Source organism: Picrophilus oshimae DSM 9789 (assembly GCF_900176435.1).
Lineage (GTDB): Archaea > Thermoplasmatota > Thermoplasmata > Thermoplasmatales > Thermoplasmataceae > Picrophilus > Picrophilus oshimae.
Map to the genome: position 1 here is coordinate 179,581 of NZ_FWYE01000001.1, position 16,031 is coordinate 195,611.

General features: G+C 33.2%; 16 protein-coding genes and 1 tRNA gene. 7 read left to right on the top strand and 10 right to left on the bottom strand.

What is annotated here, in order from left to right; genetic code table 11:
* The first annotated feature begins 24 nt into the window (after nt 1–24).
* The gene (locus tag B8780_RS00970; RefSeq protein ID WP_084272350.1) at nt 25–987 is read left to right on the top strand and encodes a hypothetical protein; all 963 of its coding nucleotides are present in this window, start codon (nt 25–27) and stop codon (nt 985–987) included.
* Here the strand turns inward: B8780_RS00970 and pheT are convergent.
* Genes pheT through B8780_RS00990 form a run of 4 tightly spaced genes read right to left on the bottom strand, consistent with a single transcriptional unit; the run spans nt 976 to nt 4,815 of the window.
* Nucleotides 976–2,538: a phenylalanine--tRNA ligase subunit beta gene (gene pheT / locus B8780_RS00975; protein ID WP_084272351.1), complete on the bottom strand. Its 1,563-nt coding sequence runs from the start codon at nt 2,536–2,538 to the stop codon at nt 976–978. The two genes, B8780_RS00970 and pheT, sit on opposite strands and share 12 nt — an antisense overlap.
* Before the next feature lie 23 nt (nt 2,539–2,561).
* Complete coding sequence (locus B8780_RS00980; RefSeq protein ID WP_011177582.1) at nt 2,562–2,867, bottom strand: ribbon-helix-helix domain-containing protein; 306 nt, start codon at nt 2,865–2,867, stop codon at nt 2,562–2,564.
* Between the two features lie 51 nt (nt 2,868–2,918).
* Entirely contained in the window at nt 2,919–3,674 is a 756-nt protein-coding gene (locus tag B8780_RS00985; RefSeq protein ID WP_084272352.1) for a pseudouridine synthase family protein, read from the bottom strand.
* Nucleotides 3,640–4,815: an MFS transporter gene (locus tag B8780_RS00990; protein ID WP_236719340.1), complete on the bottom strand. Its 1,176-nt coding sequence runs from the start codon at nt 4,813–4,815 to the stop codon at nt 3,640–3,642. The genes B8780_RS00985 and B8780_RS00990 overlap by 35 nt, the downstream gene beginning before the upstream one ends.
* A gap of 103 nt (nt 4,816–4,918) precedes the next feature.
* On the opposite strand from B8780_RS00990, the gene B8780_RS00995 reads away from it, so the two are divergent.
* Both B8780_RS00995 and B8780_RS01000 read left to right on the top strand, forming a co-directional pair.
* A complete protein-coding gene (locus B8780_RS00995) occupies nt 4,919–5,632 on the top strand; it encodes an alanyl-tRNA editing protein (protein ID WP_011177579.1) in 714 nt (237 codons plus the stop codon).
* Between the two features lie 21 nt (nt 5,633–5,653).
* The gene (locus tag B8780_RS01000) at nt 5,654–6,766 is read left to right on the top strand and encodes a hypothetical protein (RefSeq protein WP_153274196.1); all 1,113 of its coding nucleotides are present in this window, start codon (nt 5,654–5,656) and stop codon (nt 6,764–6,766) included.
* Here the strand turns inward: B8780_RS01000 and B8780_RS01005 are convergent.
* The gene (locus tag B8780_RS01005) at nt 6,763–7,377 is read right to left on the bottom strand and encodes an HAD family hydrolase (protein WP_011177577.1); all 615 of its coding nucleotides are present in this window, start codon (nt 7,375–7,377) and stop codon (nt 6,763–6,765) included. The genes B8780_RS01000 and B8780_RS01005 overlap by 4 nt on opposite strands.
* Nucleotides 7,374–8,753: an MFS transporter gene (locus tag B8780_RS01010; RefSeq protein ID WP_084272355.1), complete on the bottom strand. Its 1,380-nt coding sequence runs from the start codon at nt 8,751–8,753 to the stop codon at nt 7,374–7,376. The genes B8780_RS01005 and B8780_RS01010 overlap by 4 nt, the downstream gene beginning before the upstream one ends.
* Before the next feature lie 119 nt (nt 8,754–8,872).
* Between B8780_RS01010 and B8780_RS01015 the strand changes: the two genes are divergently transcribed.
* Nucleotides 8,873–9,772 (top strand): hypothetical protein, encoded by a 900-nt coding sequence (locus B8780_RS01015; protein ID WP_084272356.1) that lies wholly within the window; start codon nt 8,873–8,875, stop codon nt 9,770–9,772.
* On the opposite strand, the gene B8780_RS01020 is transcribed toward B8780_RS01015, so the two are convergent.
* Nucleotides 9,761–10,345, bottom strand: a complete 585-nt coding sequence (locus tag B8780_RS01020; protein ID WP_084272357.1) for a hypothetical protein — start codon at nt 10,343–10,345, stop codon at nt 9,761–9,763. The genes B8780_RS01015 and B8780_RS01020 overlap by 12 nt on opposite strands.
* 79 nt (nt 10,346–10,424) lie before the next feature.
* On the opposite strand from B8780_RS01020, the gene B8780_RS01025 reads away from it, so the two are divergent.
* Together B8780_RS01025 and B8780_RS01030 are read left to right on the top strand one after the other, a co-directional pair.
* On the top strand, nt 10,425–11,570 hold the full coding sequence (locus B8780_RS01025) for a M20 metallopeptidase family protein (RefSeq protein ID WP_011177573.1): 1,146 nt from the start codon (nt 10,425–10,427) through the stop codon (nt 11,568–11,570).
* 63 nt (nt 11,571–11,633) lie between these two features.
* Nucleotides 11,634–12,866 carry an MFS transporter gene (locus B8780_RS01030; RefSeq protein WP_161939661.1) on the top strand — a complete coding sequence of 411 codons (1,233 nt, stop codon included), beginning with the start codon at nt 11,634–11,636 and terminating at the stop codon, nt 12,864–12,866.
* Between the two features lie 132 nt (nt 12,867–12,998).
* On the opposite strand, the gene B8780_RS01035 is transcribed toward B8780_RS01030, so the two are convergent.
* From B8780_RS01035 to B8780_RS01045, 3 genes are all read right to left on the bottom strand, one after another.
* Nucleotides 12,999–13,283: a hypothetical protein gene (locus tag B8780_RS01035; protein ID WP_084272359.1), complete on the bottom strand. Its 285-nt coding sequence runs from the start codon at nt 13,281–13,283 to the stop codon at nt 12,999–13,001.
* Between the two features lie 307 nt (nt 13,284–13,590).
* The gene (locus B8780_RS01040; protein WP_084272360.1) at nt 13,591–15,105 is read right to left on the bottom strand and encodes a S41 family peptidase; all 1,515 of its coding nucleotides are present in this window, start codon (nt 15,103–15,105) and stop codon (nt 13,591–13,593) included.
* A gap of 303 nt (nt 15,106–15,408) precedes the next feature.
* A complete protein-coding gene (locus B8780_RS01045; protein ID WP_011177569.1) occupies nt 15,409–15,795 on the bottom strand; it encodes a hypothetical protein in 387 nt (128 codons plus the stop codon).
* 100 nt (nt 15,796–15,895) lie between these two features.
* Between B8780_RS01045 and B8780_RS01050 the strand changes: the two genes are divergently transcribed.
* Nucleotides 15,896–15,967: transfer RNA gene (locus B8780_RS01050), tRNA-Ala, on the top strand.
* The last annotated feature ends 64 nt before the right edge of the window (nt 15,968–16,031 follow it).

The following is a 16,031-nucleotide window of genomic DNA, read 5'->3' on the forward strand; positions in this document are numbered from 1 at the left end:
AATCCATATTAAATATTTTAAGCCATGGATCTAAAATCAATAATATTAAGGGCGCTTAGATCGAGGAAATATACCGGCATGGCACAGTACGAAATAGAGATATTATACAACTTCTCAAGGTCACATATATCAGAGGTTTTATCATCAATGGAATCTGAAAACATTATTATAAGAACCGGTGATGGAAGATTAATAAAGAGGGTATGGCTGCGTGATTATTACCCGGGCCATATAGATAAATTTATAAGGATAGGCATACTAAGATCCAGTGAGTACATACCATTAATATCCGGGATATACTCAATGTTCAATGATTATAATATTAAGATAATACCATTTGATGACACGGTTTCATTGATGGATGCATTGAAGTACGAGGCCCTCGAATTTGCGATGGCACCTTCACTATCCCAAATAATGTATGCAATGACCTCTGATAATATAAAGATCATAGGCGCGGTTGCCTCAGGTGGTTCGAGTATTATTAAAAACAGCAATGATAACAAAAGGCTTTTATCATCTGCGCTTTCATCAATGATGATCATGAGCAGGGAGTTTGCCAGGGGTAAAAATCTTGAAATTGAGTTCTTTAAGAATCCTTTAAGGGCAGTAAAGGAATTTAAGAATTCAGGATATATATCAATATGGGAGCCATATTCAACATTTTTAATAAATAATGGATATAAAAAGGTATCATCCTATGAGGATTACCTTGACAGCATGCCATGCTGCATGGTTGCCTCGAATCCTGATTTCATAGCAAGGAATCCTGGGGTTTTAAGGATAAAAAATGGGGATTACAATAATGACATATTAAAAATGTTCTATAAAATAACCGGTATAGGCATTAAAAATATAAAGGAATCATTAAAAAACTATGATTTCAAGACAGATATATCAATGGAAACAGTATATGGAATTATTGAAAAAACAGGTATATTAATGGATAAAAACAAGATAAAGAACGTATTTTATTTAAATAAGTGATTCAACATCTATCTCAAGGAATGCAATTGGATTGTATATATCGAATTTTGTGTATATCTCAGGGTCCATCTCACCTATTATACCGGCATCGACCCCGTTTATTTTTATTACCCCGGATCTTCCCGGTATTAATGTTTCTATATCCATTGGCTCAACGTGAAAATCAATTGATAATCTTAATGATAGATATCTTAGTATTTTATATATTGATGTGTAATCGGTTTCAGAATCGCATATCATTGCACAGAGATGTGTTTTCTCCTCGGTTTTGGAAATTACATTACCTATCTCAAAGATCTTCTGCGGTAGTGGATTTCTTTTATTTATATTAAGAAAATTTAAAAAGTTAAGATAGAGTCTATCCCTTATTACAGAGAAGTCAATGCTCTTTGGGTTTTCAATTTTAAAACCGCCATCGTATTTTATATTATTATAATAATTCGATGATAAAACAAAGGTCATGATCTCCTGAAAGCCTGATGATATCATAATGTCCCTAATTATATTCTTAAAATCGTTGATTTTATAATGCCTTGCAATGCCGGATGTTTCAGGAACGTTCTCATCTATGTTGTTATATCCATAGGCCTTTGCAATATCCTCTATTATATCGACATCGCCCATGACATCGATCCTGTTCCCTGGTACAAGTACATTATAGCCATATGATGATACCTCGGCACGGTACCCCATCCTTCTTAATGATTCTATTGTATTCTCCCTGCCAATGCTTATACCAAGGTACCTTTTTATAATATTATCATTTAATTTCAATGGTCTGAAATCGTATTTTAAAACACCTTTTAATCCTGGAAAATTGGCGTATGAAACCTTATAGTTAAGGTAATGCATCTCGTACATAAAAAGCATCAGTGCGCTTCTAACAGCATTGAAATCACTGCCTGTTATATCAAAGAAGAGATTTTTTGTATCCTCCGTAACAATGGACTTTTTGCCGTTTATAACAGGAGGCATGGATAAAACATCATTTTCATCATCGATAATAACGATTGGCCTCTTAACAAGGCTTCCGTATTCAATACCCTTTGGGTGACCTGATATAATTTCATTCACGCTGCCTTTAAATCCATCATAGGTTTCAAATGAAATATCATCAGCGTATTTTAATAAAAACGGCGGTTTTATCTTATCAAGGTCATGAATGCCTATTGCCATCTTCTTTCTGTTTTTGCCTATTGTTTCATGAAGCCTTTCCTGGTATTCTATTATATGTTTAAAGAGATTGCCAAGCCTGTGTCCGCTGGCTGTAAATCCCATTATGTATCTATCATTTAATTTTGATGTGAATTTTACATTTGATCTATCAAACGGGCTTTTTACAATAAAATTGTTGTGATAATATGTTTTTATTGCATTGTTTATTGCATAAAATGAAAAAAGATCGGGCCTGTCTGGATTCAGCTCCACCTTTATATCATCATCGCATTCTATAGAGAATCCTATAATATCAGAAAATTTATTTAAATAATCAATAAAGGATTCACCAAATGAGGTCCTAAGATATGATCTATCAGCCCTGATTACAACCATAGATGCGTAATTGTATATCTTATTTAACGTTTGTTTTGTATGCTCTTTGCCTTTTCCTTAACGTATTCCTTTAGTATTTCACGTATTAGCTCCTCAATGGATACTGCCTCTCCCGAGGATACTTTTTCCTCAAGCTCCTTGTATACCTTTCCCGGTATTTTTAAATCCAGATCGCTTACATTGCTTGTTTCGTTCTTTGCTATGAACTCCTCTATTGCACGTCTTATAACCTCAGAGACCCCATTATAATGATATTTTTTCACCAGTTTCTCAAGTTTTTCCATCACATCGGAGGATATCCTTATTGTTATCCTATAAGATAATGACATAATACACCAGTTTTTTTGATAATAAGATTATTGAAATATAAACCTTTTGATTTATACATCGATTGATCTTAAAAAAACTCTGTAAATGATTGATTCTATAAATAATGAATTATATTTATTTTTTATATATCTGTTATCAAAACGGTATTTTATAAATGAAATATTATCATAAATTATGTCGTATAAAATTAATGGCTCTGGTTCAGCAAGGAACCTGTTATGGTATTTTATTGAAAATGGATCCTCATCGGAGTGCATTGCAAAGCCCATTATGCTCCTCAGCTGATGCCATACAAAGCTTTTTCCGTAGAAGTTTACAACGGTAAAATCATTATATTCCTCAAATTCTATTTTGTTTATTGTCCTTACAGGATTTCTGTAATCATTTTTTGAGAAGTTTGTAAAATCGTGTGTCCCAAGAAACCTTGCTATATTATTCTTTAATCTGGAATCTATTCTGTATGGTATTATATATTTATATATCTTCATTGAATTATACCTTGGATTTATATAACTGTTTGATAAATAATATGAATGAAAGAACATGTTTTTTATGTTTCCATTTAATATGCCAAGGATTTTTTCAGGCCTTTCCTCTGTTTTTATATAAAATACATTTCCGGCGGCCGAAACGTTTTTATCTGTTCTTGCTGCAGATTCAATGTTTTTTGTTATATTATATTCAGAAAGAACATTTATTATAACAGATTCAACGCTATTTTTTGAGTTTGAACGGTCAAAGCCCTCAAACTTTGTACCATCATAGCCGTATTTAATAAGCAGATGCATTTCTCTTTGAGAGGCCATGCTTTACCATATATATAAGTGGTATAAATACGATTGAAATTATGCCCATGGACGTCCATGCATATTCATAATTATAGAAATGAACGATACCAGAGAATATAACAGGTAATATAAATGCTATGAGCAGCTGGAAAAGATTTATAATTGAGAGTGTAACTGAAACCATATCCCTTCTTGATATATACCTTCCAAATGTATATGAAATTGAAAAGCCGTAGACAGTGAGCATGCCAAGTATGATTATTATAAAAGTCAATAATAAATAGTTATAAACGAAGGATATTAAAATTAAAAGGAATCCTGTTATCATATTGACCAGGGCAAACGTCATAAATTTTTTTGACGTCCTTGAAAAGTGGAGGCCGCCAAGAATGCCGCCGACAAAACCTATAAAAAGGTAAATTGATGATATTGAGCTTGCATTTATCGGTGGTATTCCCCTGGATTCAAGGTAATAAACAAAGAACTGCCCCATGATTGTTTCAGAGACCATGCTTGCTATGCTTGCCAGTGCTATTATAAATATTAATGGTGATAGAATAACATGCGTCATATCTTTTAATATCATGGATCTGTTGCTTTTTATATTCTCCGTTTCCCTGTTTATAAAAACATTGAAAAACAGTATAACAAAGGTTATTATTCCGGCTATGATAAACGCCGTCCTGTAATTTAAATACATATCAAGATAGCCCCAGCCTATAACGCCTATGCCGGCGCCTAGATTAAAGGAGCCATTGTATGCTCCAATATGAAATGTGTACCTGTCCTCCGGGACTATTGATGCAAGGACACTGAGCGCAGGCGAGAAAAACAGCGCTGCAGAGAATCCGGCAAAGAACCTTGATAAGATTAATTCCGGAAAATTTGATGACAGGCCTGATGCTATTGCAAAGAAACCTACAAGGAAAAGCCCGATAAAGCTTATGTTCTTATCACCAATTCTTGATGACAGGTATCCACCAAGGATCTGAAAAACAGAGATGCCAAGATAGAATGCAGATACAAGGAATCCAATGTATACAATGTTTATATTTAAATAGGATTTTATATAACTAAGAGCTGGGGCCATATCCATCCAGTTTAAGGCATATATGGCCCTGGCGGCATGTATACCTGCAGCCCTTGCCCTGTAATCCATTGCCATGTATGTAATATAATTAAATAACCTTTACTAATAAATAAAAAGCAAATAAATGAAAAAAGTAATAAAGAATTAAATATCGAAATGTGTTTAAGCATTAATGAAGACAAGGGAATTATTTCTTGATGACCAGTACATGAAGGAATGTGACTCAAAGGTTACAATGGTTGAGTTTACAGATATGACCGTTGACCAGAGCGTTTTCTTTCCAACAAGAGCAGGGGAGCCAAATGACAAGGGTACTGTAACAATAAATGGTAAGGACTACGTAATCGTTGATGTCTGGGAGGACGGTGAAAACATCCATTTGATCTCTCTTGATACCTATCCACAGGACATAGCAGGTCAAACAGTTCATCAAAAAATAGACTGGGATGTAAGATATAATCATATGAGGTACAGATCAGCACTGTTTTTAATATCAGGAATAGCATATAAATTTTACAATGCAAGGTGCCGCATGAACCAGACCTATGAGGATAATGCATGGATAGATGTTTACGTTGACGAGATGAACGAGGAAAAGCTTGAAAAGATAAAAACAGAGATGAAAAAGATCATAGAATCTGGAATTGACATTAATGCATCATACATATCAAGGGATGAGTTTACAAAGAACAGCCAGCTTATGAATCTATCAAAGGATAAAATGCCAGAGGGCGATAATATAAGAATAATAAATATATCAGGGTTACCAATGCAGCCAGACAACGGCGTTCATGTAAAGAACACAAGGGAGATCGGTGATTTCGAGATAACAACAACGATGGCAAAGGGCAAAATGGAGAGACGCCTTACAGTAAAGTTAAAGTAAAAGTTTTAAAATAATTAATTTATGAGTGAGAAAAGTATAATAGAGTCATTTAGTAAATTCATGTCATTTGTTGGCATATTTATAGCCATGGTTTCATTCTTTTATTATTTGCCGTTTATTTCAAAGTATTATTATGTGCTAGAAAACATTCCATTAAGTTCATATATTTATATAGGTTCAAGACCTGGTTCAACTGATATATTAATAATTGCCGCAATCACATTGATATTTGTGATTCTTGGATTATCATCAGTGTTTTATAAAAATAATAAGATAATGAGCTTTAAACCAAAGAATTCATTTTACACATTTTTCTCACTTTACACGGCAATAATAATCTTTGCCTCTGTTATATTGGATACAATTGATCCTGAAATAGTATTACAGAGCGTCTTTCATTTCAGACCGGCCGTTGAAAATATAATATATTCTGCAAATTCAGTGTTTCAGATGCTTTTACTTGTCCTTGTACCCGGATTCATATTAATATTTATAACGCTTCTTGCAAAAAGGGAGCTTACATTGAGTAATATTTTAAATCCGGAGAATTCAATAAAGAGCCTGCGCTGGGTCTACTCTGTTATAATAGCCGGTATTTCGGTTCTATTAACAAATTATGGTTTTTACAACACATTAATGCTTTACATAGATATACTTTTCATTTCATATATCTTCTTTTCATTCGGCTTTCTAAGGGCACTTTTAATAAATTTTACACTCTCGGAGATGGATTTTGTGGCAGTGCTTTTCCAGCACAATGTTTTTATCTATCCTGTTCTTTCAATATATTTATTCTTATGGGCCTTTGCCGGCCTTTATGCCATAACCGCATACTATATTGAGAGATCTAAGAATAAAAAGGAAAAAAGTGAAAAAAATGATGATAATATAAATGATATGAATAATAATTATAACGAGGTAAATAATTACCAGAGAAGCTTTAATGCAAAAATGCCGGATCCAGATACATTATGGATAAGGAGCTCATGCCCTGAATGCAATGGTGTTGATTTTAAAATTAATGATGATATGAGCCTGGAATGCCTGAGATGCCATTACAAAATTGATAAGGATGCGCATGGAATATATAATATAAGATACAGCGATAATTTAAAACGTTTGAACAGATATTAAATTTCTATATTTATACCATAGTTTATGGCTTTTACAATATTTATTAGTTCATCGAATTTATATACGGTAAAATCAGCGTTTTTTATAACATTATAATCAAATGGATTAAATGCCACGAAGTATTTTGATGATTTTTTCATTGATGCGTCGAATACTGTGTCGCCAACTGATAATGCCTCATCCTTTTTTATTTTATAGAGCCTCAGGAACCTGTCAAGGTTTAGATTCTTTTTCGATGGATCGACATTTTTTATGAAATTTATATATCCATTTTTAATTATTATATCGTTTCCTATGTAATCATCAAAGCCGTATATGTTTGCTATCTTCTCCGCGAATGAATGCACTCCGGCTGATATTATAACCATCTTTATGTTTGTTCTCTCCCTGAAATCATATAATTTATAAAGATCGTTGTTTATGTCATTCACATCGAAGCTTTTTGATATATGTCTTCTTATGTTTATTTCCTCTGGAATTTTTATACGTTTTTTTGAAAGCCCCTGAAATGTGTACTCCTTGAAATCAAAAAGGTTTGAAAAAACCCTTTCCCAGGAGTTCCTGTGTTTTAAAAGAACCCCGTCCATATCAAATGCTATTAATTTTATCATTCTATTACCTCTATATTTCTCATTTCATTTAGCTCTCCGGACGTCTTTTCAAGAGAACCTTTTGTTTCAGGTATTATTACCCATGTTAGTATCCCGGCTATTATTGCAAGTGCTGTTAAATAGTAAAATGCAAAGCTTTCCCCAAAGGCTATGAACATGTACGGGAAAACAAAAGATGACAATGATGCACCTGTTCTTCCAGCTGCAACTGTATATGACTGTATCTGTGATCTTATCTTTGTGGGTGCCAGCTCAACACCAAGCATACCCGAGGCGCTTATTGATCCTGGACCATACTGGTTTGCAAAGTTCTGCATGCCGTATAGCATTAATCCAAGGAATGCCGGAAGCAGTGAAAAGTCCTTTAGTATTCCAAATGATAACAGGAATACGCCCATTAATATAAAGCCTGAAACCTGCAATGGCTTTCTTCCAACACGGTCTATCAATGATACTGCAACTATGCCGCCTGGTATTGTAAATGCAAGCTCCATTACAAACTGAAAGATATCTGATGGTATTCCAAGACCTGATGCTATTAAACTTGGGCCAAAAAGTATGCTTGAATATGCTATCTGGTCGTATAAAAACCAGAGTATCATGGCCGTTATGTAAAATCCGGCATATCTTTTAAAGTAGTGCATGAATGTATTATTATCTTTTATCTCGCCGTTTATTTTTATTTCCCTGTTTGCTATGTACTTTACCTCGTTAATGAATTTGTCCTTATCGCCAACGATCCTTGCTATGAACCTTGGTGTCTCAGGCATCCTCCTTCTTAAATAAACAACGGCAAGTGCTGGCATTGCACCGGCTGATAGAACAATTCTCCATAGAAGGTCTGGTGATACCAAAGGTGCAATTAATAGATAAACAACGGCTGCCAGTGTTGCACCGAAGCCCCACATTAAACCAAAGCCGAATGCTATTGTCTTTCCGCGATCCCTTGAATTGGAATGCTCTGCCATTATCATTGGTGATAGAACATAATCTGCACCAACACCGAGACCAAGAATGAACCTTATTACTATTAAAAATGTTATGTTTGGTGAAAGTGCCTGTAATAAAGCACCGATTCCAAGTATTGCAACATCAATACCGTAGAACCTCTTTCTTCCGCGCCTGGCAAGCTCGCCAAAGACTATTGCACCAACTGCAGCACCAATAAGTGCAGAGCCTGCAAGAAGGCTTGTAACAATTGTATAATCAGGTGAGCTCTTTCCTATACCGTAAAATGAAAGCACAAGCAAAAGCACAAGGCCAATCGATGAAAGATCATAGCCATCAGTGAAGACACCCATGCCGGTCGTTATCATTGATTTGAGGTGAAACCACCCAAATCTTTTTTCATCAAGATCCCTGTATATATCTGACATCAAGATGATTATATTCGCAATATTTATAGAGTTAATCCAAATAATATATATAAGTATATATATTGATACATATGTATATAGTAAATCCTAAATAATTTTTATATCTTAATATTTTAATTATGAAATTCTTAACTTTAATCTTAACATTAATTATAATATCATCGTTAATTTATACAGGTAATATTTATAAAAATAATGGCCCAGATGATTACAGGACAACCTTTATTGAGCATGGTCTGCCAGAGGGAACAGAATGGTATGTAAATATTACATGTTTTGTTTATGATTCTGGAAATGTATCAATAAAAAATTTTACGATTTACAGCATTAACAGCACAATAATTTATTATAGTCTGAATGGCAGCCTGAATTATTACAACGCATACGCTGAAGATTCAAGATACATATCATCAGGCGGTTCATATTTTGCAACAAAAAATATAACGGAGAACATAACTTTCAATTATGGCTACAGCGTAACTTTTAGTGAGCATGGACTGCCACCATGGGATAAATGGTACGTCTCCGGTTCTTTTGGAATGACCTTTCCAACATCATGCAGTTCCATTAGCTTTTTGTACGTAAAAAACGGTAGCTACAGCTATCATGTTTCATGGGCTGGCAAAAATTACAGGCCGGTCAATGAAAACGGCAATTTTACTGTTAACGGTTCAAATGCAACCGTAAATATATTTTTTAATCTTATAAAATATAATGTTACATTCATTGAAATAGGACTTGCCAGGAATTATACATGGCACGTTGATTTTAAACTTTCCTGCAGCAATTATATATTCACATCAACCGGCAATAAAATAACGGTAAAGCTTGCAAACGGCGTTTATAATTATAATATAACTTCTAAAAACTATATAGCATTTCCTGCCATGGGCCATGTCAATGTAAATGGAGGCAATATAAATATAATATTGATCTTTATTCCGGATAATGCCCCTGATCTTTATAATTACATTATTATTTTTAATATAATATCTTATATAATGAATTTAAATAAATAGAAACAGAACTGTTATGCCAAGTATTATTGAAACAATATAATCTATGTGCTGTGGCTTTAGTTTATTAATGTATTTTGATATAATCCTGCTTAATGATACTGTTACTGCAAGAAGTGCAAGTGCTGATGCAAGAATAAAAACAATCATTGCAAAGTAAACAAAGTTTATACCGTATATCAATGCTATTAATATTATCGGCACAAATGCAGGATCAGGTATTACGCTTACAAGCAGTATCGAATCATTGATACCTGTTTTTTCTGATTCATAATGCGCATTTATAATTATATAAAAAATAACAAGGATTAGTATGACCGCGGCAAGGATTTTTACATACCTTTCAGGGAATATGTAAAAGCCAAGAACTGCTATACCAAAGGATAATAACGATGAGAATATACCATGAAGCATACCCAGTGAAAATGAGATGCCTGCAACCCTCTCTTTTTTGATTCTTTTTTGAAGCGAGTATGATAGTATTGGCTTCCAGTGGTCAGGTGCAACCATGTGAAGCACCGCTATAATAATTGATATTGATATTATTGTAATTGGCATTAATAAATAGAGTATCATGGAATTTTATAATATTATTATATAAATATCTTTTTGATTTTTGAATAAAAATTTAATATTTGTTAAATGATAACATGGCATGGATATAAACGATTATTTAATAGAAACAAGGAGATATTTCCATAGAAATCCTGAGCTCAGCTTTAAGGAATACAAAACCGCAGGTAAAATAGAGGAGGAATTAAAAAGCATGGGTTTAAGGCCTGAAAGGATAACAGAAACTGGAATTATAGCAGACATAATAAATGATAAAAACAAGAAGACTGTTGCAATAAGGGCCGATATCGATGCGCTGCCCGTAACCGAGGAAAACGACGTTGATTATAGATCATTAAATGATGGAATTATGCATGCCTGCGGCCATGACACACATATAACAATGCTTCTTGGGGCCGCCAAAATGATAATAAATGATTTAAAAAATTTCAATGGTAATGTAAGGTTAATATTCCAGCCTGCAGAGGAATCACCGCCTGGGGGTGCCATTGAAATGATAAAGAACGGTGCGCTGGAAAACGTTGATTATATAATAGGCCAGCACATATGGGGCTCCCTTGATGCAGGAAAGATAGGAATATATTACCATGAAATGATGGCAAATGCCGATCAGTTTAACATAAAAATACATGGAAAAGGCGGCCATGGATCGGCACCGCATGAGGCAATAGATACAATTTACATATCATCACATTTAATAAACATGTTAAATAATATAATATCAAGGGAGATAGATCCACAGGAGCCAGCAGTTTTAACCGTTGGAAAGATCAATGCAGGTTACAGATACAATGTAATAGCAGCGCATTCAGAACTATCAGGTACGGTGAGGACGTTTAGCAGGGATGTTCAGGAAAAGATTAAAAAAAGGATTGGTGAGATACTTGAAGGATTAAAAATGATATATAATATAAATTACGAATATGACTATGAATATGGTTATCCTGTTCTTGTAAACAATGAAAATATATCAAAAATAATCGAGGAAACAGCATCAAGCATCCTTGGAAATGAAAATATAGTGCATCCAAAACCAAACATGGGAGGCGAGGATTTTGCCTATTATCTTGAAAAGGTTCCAGGGGCATACTATGTTCTTGGCGGCGCATTTCCAGGAAAACATATAGGAAATCATTCACCATTGTTTAACATAGATGAGTCTGTGCTTTACAATGGTGCATTGATATTAAAGGAATCTGCAAGAAATATTCTTTTAAAAAATCCATAATTTTGGTAATTTTTTTTCCAATTTTGATCATAAAATTTAAGTATTTGCATGTTAATTACTTTCATGGAAAACACTGTCATAGCTAACATAAGGCGGAGCAGGGCAAGGCTGATACTATTGGCCGGAATTGTTGTCTTTGGCATGTTCCTTGATGGCTTTGATGCTGATCTATTCTTTTTCGGCGGAACCTTTATATTAAAAATCATACACATAAATGGATTCTTACTTGGTGTTGCAGCAACTGGCTTCGCTGGTGGAATAGCGGTTTTCAGCTTTATAGGAGGCTACGTCTTTGACAAGATGTCAGTTAAATACGGATTAATAACAGCATTAATATTATTTTCCATATTTTCCGCATTAACAGGCTTTGTTACAAACGAATACGAGCTAGTGGCATTCAGGTTCATAACCGGTTTCGGCGTCGGCATGGTGCAGCCATTGATATATACATTCATGGGGGATTTAATACCATCATCCAGGGGGAGATTTCTTGCAATGCCTGCGGTGCTATTCGGGCTTGGGCTCTTTGTCGCACCATACGTTTTCAATATATTCAGTTCCAAGACAACCTTTGATGTGCCATTTATAATATCCGGCATACTTGGCATGATTTTAATAATACTTACATTCTCTGTAATGCCAAAATATTATATGGCAAAACAGAGGCCAAGAAAGGGCTTTTACAGGTATCTTAAGATGGATTTAATGCTTGCGGTGCTATCAATGTTTGCCTGGGGCATTGGTTATTTTGCATATAATAGTTACTACTCATCATTCCTTGTCAGCATTGGATTAAGTGCAACACAAGATACATTGGTTTTCTCTCTCTTTGGCATAGGTTTAATAATCAGTGCCATACCGGGTGCATTCATTGGTGATAAGATCTCAAGGAAGTATGCACTTTTACTTGCAGCATTTTTATATGTTCTATCCACGGGTCTAATGTTTTTAACGCACATGACCTACATTGAGGCGATAATTGCAACCCTGATCTTTGGCCTTGGCTACGGAATCTATGGCGTGAATATCTCTGCAATAGTGCAGGAATTTGTTGAGGTTTCATGGACCGGATCTGCAACCGGGTTTTTGCTTGGCATATTTAATATAGGTGCACTGCTTGGCGGGCCATTATTTGGAACGGTTCTTGGTTTAACACATAGCTATTTCAAATCCGGTGAGATTACAATATTTATACCAATGATGGCTCTAATGATAATGCTTATAATTATGAAATCACCTGATTACAAAAGCATCGATGCCGAGGACGAGAGAATGGAGCTTGGTGAAAACGCATAGGTTTAATTTATAAGCAAAAATATTTTTATTAATTATAATTGTTTTTAAAATTTGTAAATATATTTTTATATTTTAAAATTCTATTATAATGAATGATAAATTCTTATTATGGTAATTTTGATTATATTAGGTTCAATCCTTAATTGATTTTTTCGTTACCTTCTGATAAAGATCCTCGTTTATAACATGCAGTGTATATACATCTGCCCATGGCTTTATGAGCTGTAAATATGTTAAATATGCTTCCTCTGAATCATCATCTCCCCTAAGATATGTTATTGTATCATAGATACCATATGTATGGTGAACCTCTATTTTTAAACCCTTTTTAACACTTTCATCCACAATCTTATTGGCTTCCTCAAGTTCTTTCTTCGTTGGCATTCTTTTAAATTTAAATAACATTATTAGCTCCATAAAATTACATAATATCAATATATATAAATATTTTCGTATATAAATATTATTATATTATATTATATAAATATTCGTATTTGATAAAATATATTTTATAGATTTAGATTAATTTATTAGTAAATTTAAAAAATTTGAGCGCAATATTTAATAAATATAATTATTATACATATAATTATATTACATATTTATAATAATATAAATCACAGAATTATAATTAACTGCCATACATTATAAGATCTTCTATAAATAATGTTTAAAGTAAATCAATTAAGAAATTGTAAAAATTTCAAACATAACAAAATGGCCATTAAATGTTTTTATTCTGTTTTATTATATTTATTGACTCAATTAATATTGTATTCGCATCCCAGTTATGATTTATAAAATCCTTTATATTTATTGGAATATCCGGCCTAATGGTATAAAACATGGGCTTATCAGGATATTTTAACATCAGTTTTGATGATACATTTCCTTTAAGCCCGGAATTATCAAGTGAAAATGCTATGGTATTTATAAATGCATTTGCTGCCTGGGATGGCTCAATCCCGATAACAATGGCACCACACCTTTTTAGCATGTCCAGAAGATCGAAACCAGCGCTGAAGGTCCTTGCAGAGCATAGTGCATAAACATTGATGTTATCTTGAACGTGATATTTTTTATAATAAGCACTGAACGTTTTTGATATGTTAACAGTTTCCACCCAGTCATCATGATCTATTTTTCTATTTCCGGATAGCCATTCATGCATTTCCTGAAAATTGTAACCACCTAAAAACCATATATCATTAACCTTGCTGTATTGATTTTTATACCATGATGAATATCTTTCTATGTCATATCCCGATTCCATTTCATATATTTTATTTCCATACAAAAAATATGTTAGTATATAGGCAAGATATGAATTACCGCCACGGTTATTGCGCAGATCTATAATTATATCATTTATATTGTTTTTATTCATTGTGCTAAGCAGTTCTATTATCGATTCAGAAGCAGATGGTATTTTTGATATTATTTTATCAATATCCCCAGAAGATTCAAATCCATTGGCCGCAAGCATTTCTCTTATAAATGATTCATCAGCACCGAAGTTTAATATTGATTCATAGGCCTCCCTGTATCTTGTCATTGAATCTATTCTTAAATAACCTGTATTATTAATTATACCGTATGAAATATCCAATTTTGATTTAACATTAAAAACTGTGTTATTTTCTATTAAAGCACCAGGTGGATCAATGCTAAATGATAATTTAACATCTTTTAATGAATTATCTTCAATGGACATTAATGTAAGATTTACATAATTAATACCATCCTGGCCTGTTATGTATGACATTGTGTATTTATCGTAAAAGGCATTAATAAGATGGGCAAGAGCATCATAAATGCTGTTTGAGGCTCTTATTTCATGCATTTTGGATAATAATTCTTTAACATTTATGCCATTAACGGCAATCAGCTCATGACCGATAATGTCATTCAAATTTTTTTCATAGACACCAAGAACTATAATTTTTTCATCTATGATCTCAAATTCAATCCAGATTCTGCTATTATCAAATCCTGGATTTTGCATAAACGTGTGTGAATCACCTATTAATGCCGTGATTTTTCTTGTGATATTGTATAATTCAATAATATCAATATTTTCATTTATTTTGCCAATAATTTCATCAATCATCATATAAAATTTTATTTGGGACCCAAGATTCATGAATGGATCAGGATGGGTTTCAGTGATTATTTTAACAAGTTTGTATAAATCAGAAAGAGCCTCTTCCTTTGTAAATCTTTTTAATTCTTCTTGCATGGTTTAAATTACATTATTAATATTTAAACATTGCCTGATTTATATATTATTATCGATGCTGAATTATTTTTCATTTTAAGAATAATAAGCTTTATAATAATTATGGATTTTAATGCCGGGCTCATCTTTTTGGAATTAACATAATAACCACAATTGTAATTGATAAATCACATGTTTAGAAATATATCCTTTAAGGCAACAATTAATGTATAGAAATGTTTTCTATATTCTAATTGATGGCTTAATATTTAAATTTATTGAAATAAATAAAATTTTACTGTATAAAAATAAATTATATAAGTTCTACTGTGCAATGGCCTCAAGCTGCTGCATTAATTCCTTTTCAACGTGCTCGTTCCATACCATTTCAGGTACATCAACGAATATAAAAAGCTCAGAAAGGAATATTACCTCAAGTGCCGTAACTCCAAGATCCATAAGCCATTTTGAGACACCAACGTTTACCTTTAATTTTCCATTGTCGTCCTCCATTGTAAATGTCAATGCGCGCTCCGCTGCGACTATGTCTCTAAGTATGCCGGCCTTCTGTGCCTGGACTATTGCCTTATTGCCCTCAACCTTGCTCTGTGTTTTCCATCCATTTTCCTTTAAAAAGTTCTCAAAGCTTGATGTAACAGTCTGTAGATCCTTGGATGTTGTTATTTCTATTTCCTTTTTAAATACTCCCATGAAAAAACAAAGGTAATTATTATATATAAATGGTTTGTTATATTATAATATAAAAGCGTAAAAAGTAAAATTTATACGTTATAGATTAATACGTGTATTAGGGCCGATAGATCAGAGGTAGATCGCTTCCTTGGCATGGAAGAGGGCGGGGGTTCAAATCCCCCTCGGTCCATTTAACCAAATATTTTTTATATCTTAAATAACGTTCTTTACAGGAATTAATTTTTATTTTTGTC

Excerpts from the sequence above, each read along its gene's own strand:
- B8780_RS01040 (WP_084272360.1), bottom strand. The coding sequence starts at position 15,105 with ATGCAAGAAGAATTAAAAAGATTTACAAAGGAAGAGGCTCTTTCTGAT.
- B8780_RS00980 (WP_011177582.1), bottom strand. The coding sequence starts at position 2,867 with ATGTCATTATCTTATAGGATAACAATAAGGATATCCTCCGATGTGATG.
- B8780_RS00985 (WP_084272352.1), bottom strand. The coding sequence starts at position 3,674 with ATGGCCTCTCAAAGAGAAATGCATCTGCTTATTAAATACGGCTATGAT.
- B8780_RS01045 (WP_011177569.1), bottom strand. The coding sequence starts at position 15,795 with ATGGGAGTATTTAAAAAGGAAATAGAAATAACAACATCCAAGGATCTA.
- B8780_RS01005 (WP_011177577.1), bottom strand. The coding sequence starts at position 7,377 with ATGATAAAATTAATAGCATTTGATATGGACGGGGTTCTTTTAAAACAC.
- B8780_RS00995 (WP_011177579.1), top strand. The coding sequence starts at position 4,919 with ATGAAGACAAGGGAATTATTTCTTGATGACCAGTACATGAAGGAATGT.
- B8780_RS01010 (WP_084272355.1), bottom strand. The coding sequence starts at position 8,753 with ATGTCAGATATATACAGGGATCTTGATGAAAAAAGATTTGGGTGGTTT.
- B8780_RS00970 (WP_084272350.1), top strand. The coding sequence starts at position 25 with ATGGATCTAAAATCAATAATATTAAGGGCGCTTAGATCGAGGAAATAT.
- B8780_RS01025 (WP_011177573.1), top strand. The coding sequence starts at position 10,425 with ATGGATATAAACGATTATTTAATAGAAACAAGGAGATATTTCCATAGA.
- B8780_RS01030 (WP_161939661.1), top strand. The coding sequence starts at position 11,634 with ATGGAAAACACTGTCATAGCTAACATAAGGCGGAGCAGGGCAAGGCTG.
- B8780_RS01000 (WP_153274196.1), top strand. The coding sequence starts at position 5,654 with ATGAGTGAGAAAAGTATAATAGAGTCATTTAGTAAATTCATGTCATTT.
- B8780_RS00990 (WP_236719340.1), bottom strand. The coding sequence starts at position 4,815 with ATGGATTACAGGGCAAGGGCTGCAGGTATACATGCCGCCAGGGCCATA.
- B8780_RS01035 (WP_084272359.1), bottom strand. The coding sequence starts at position 13,283 with ATGGAGCTAATAATGTTATTTAAATTTAAAAGAATGCCAACGAAGAAA.
- B8780_RS01015 (WP_084272356.1), top strand. The coding sequence starts at position 8,873 with ATGAAATTCTTAACTTTAATCTTAACATTAATTATAATATCATCGTTA.
- pheT (WP_084272351.1), bottom strand. The coding sequence starts at position 2,538 with ATGGTTGTAATCAGGGCTGATAGATCATATCTTAGGACCTCATTTGGT.
- B8780_RS01020 (WP_084272357.1), bottom strand. The coding sequence starts at position 10,345 with ATGATACTCTATTTATTAATGCCAATTACAATAATATCAATATCAATT.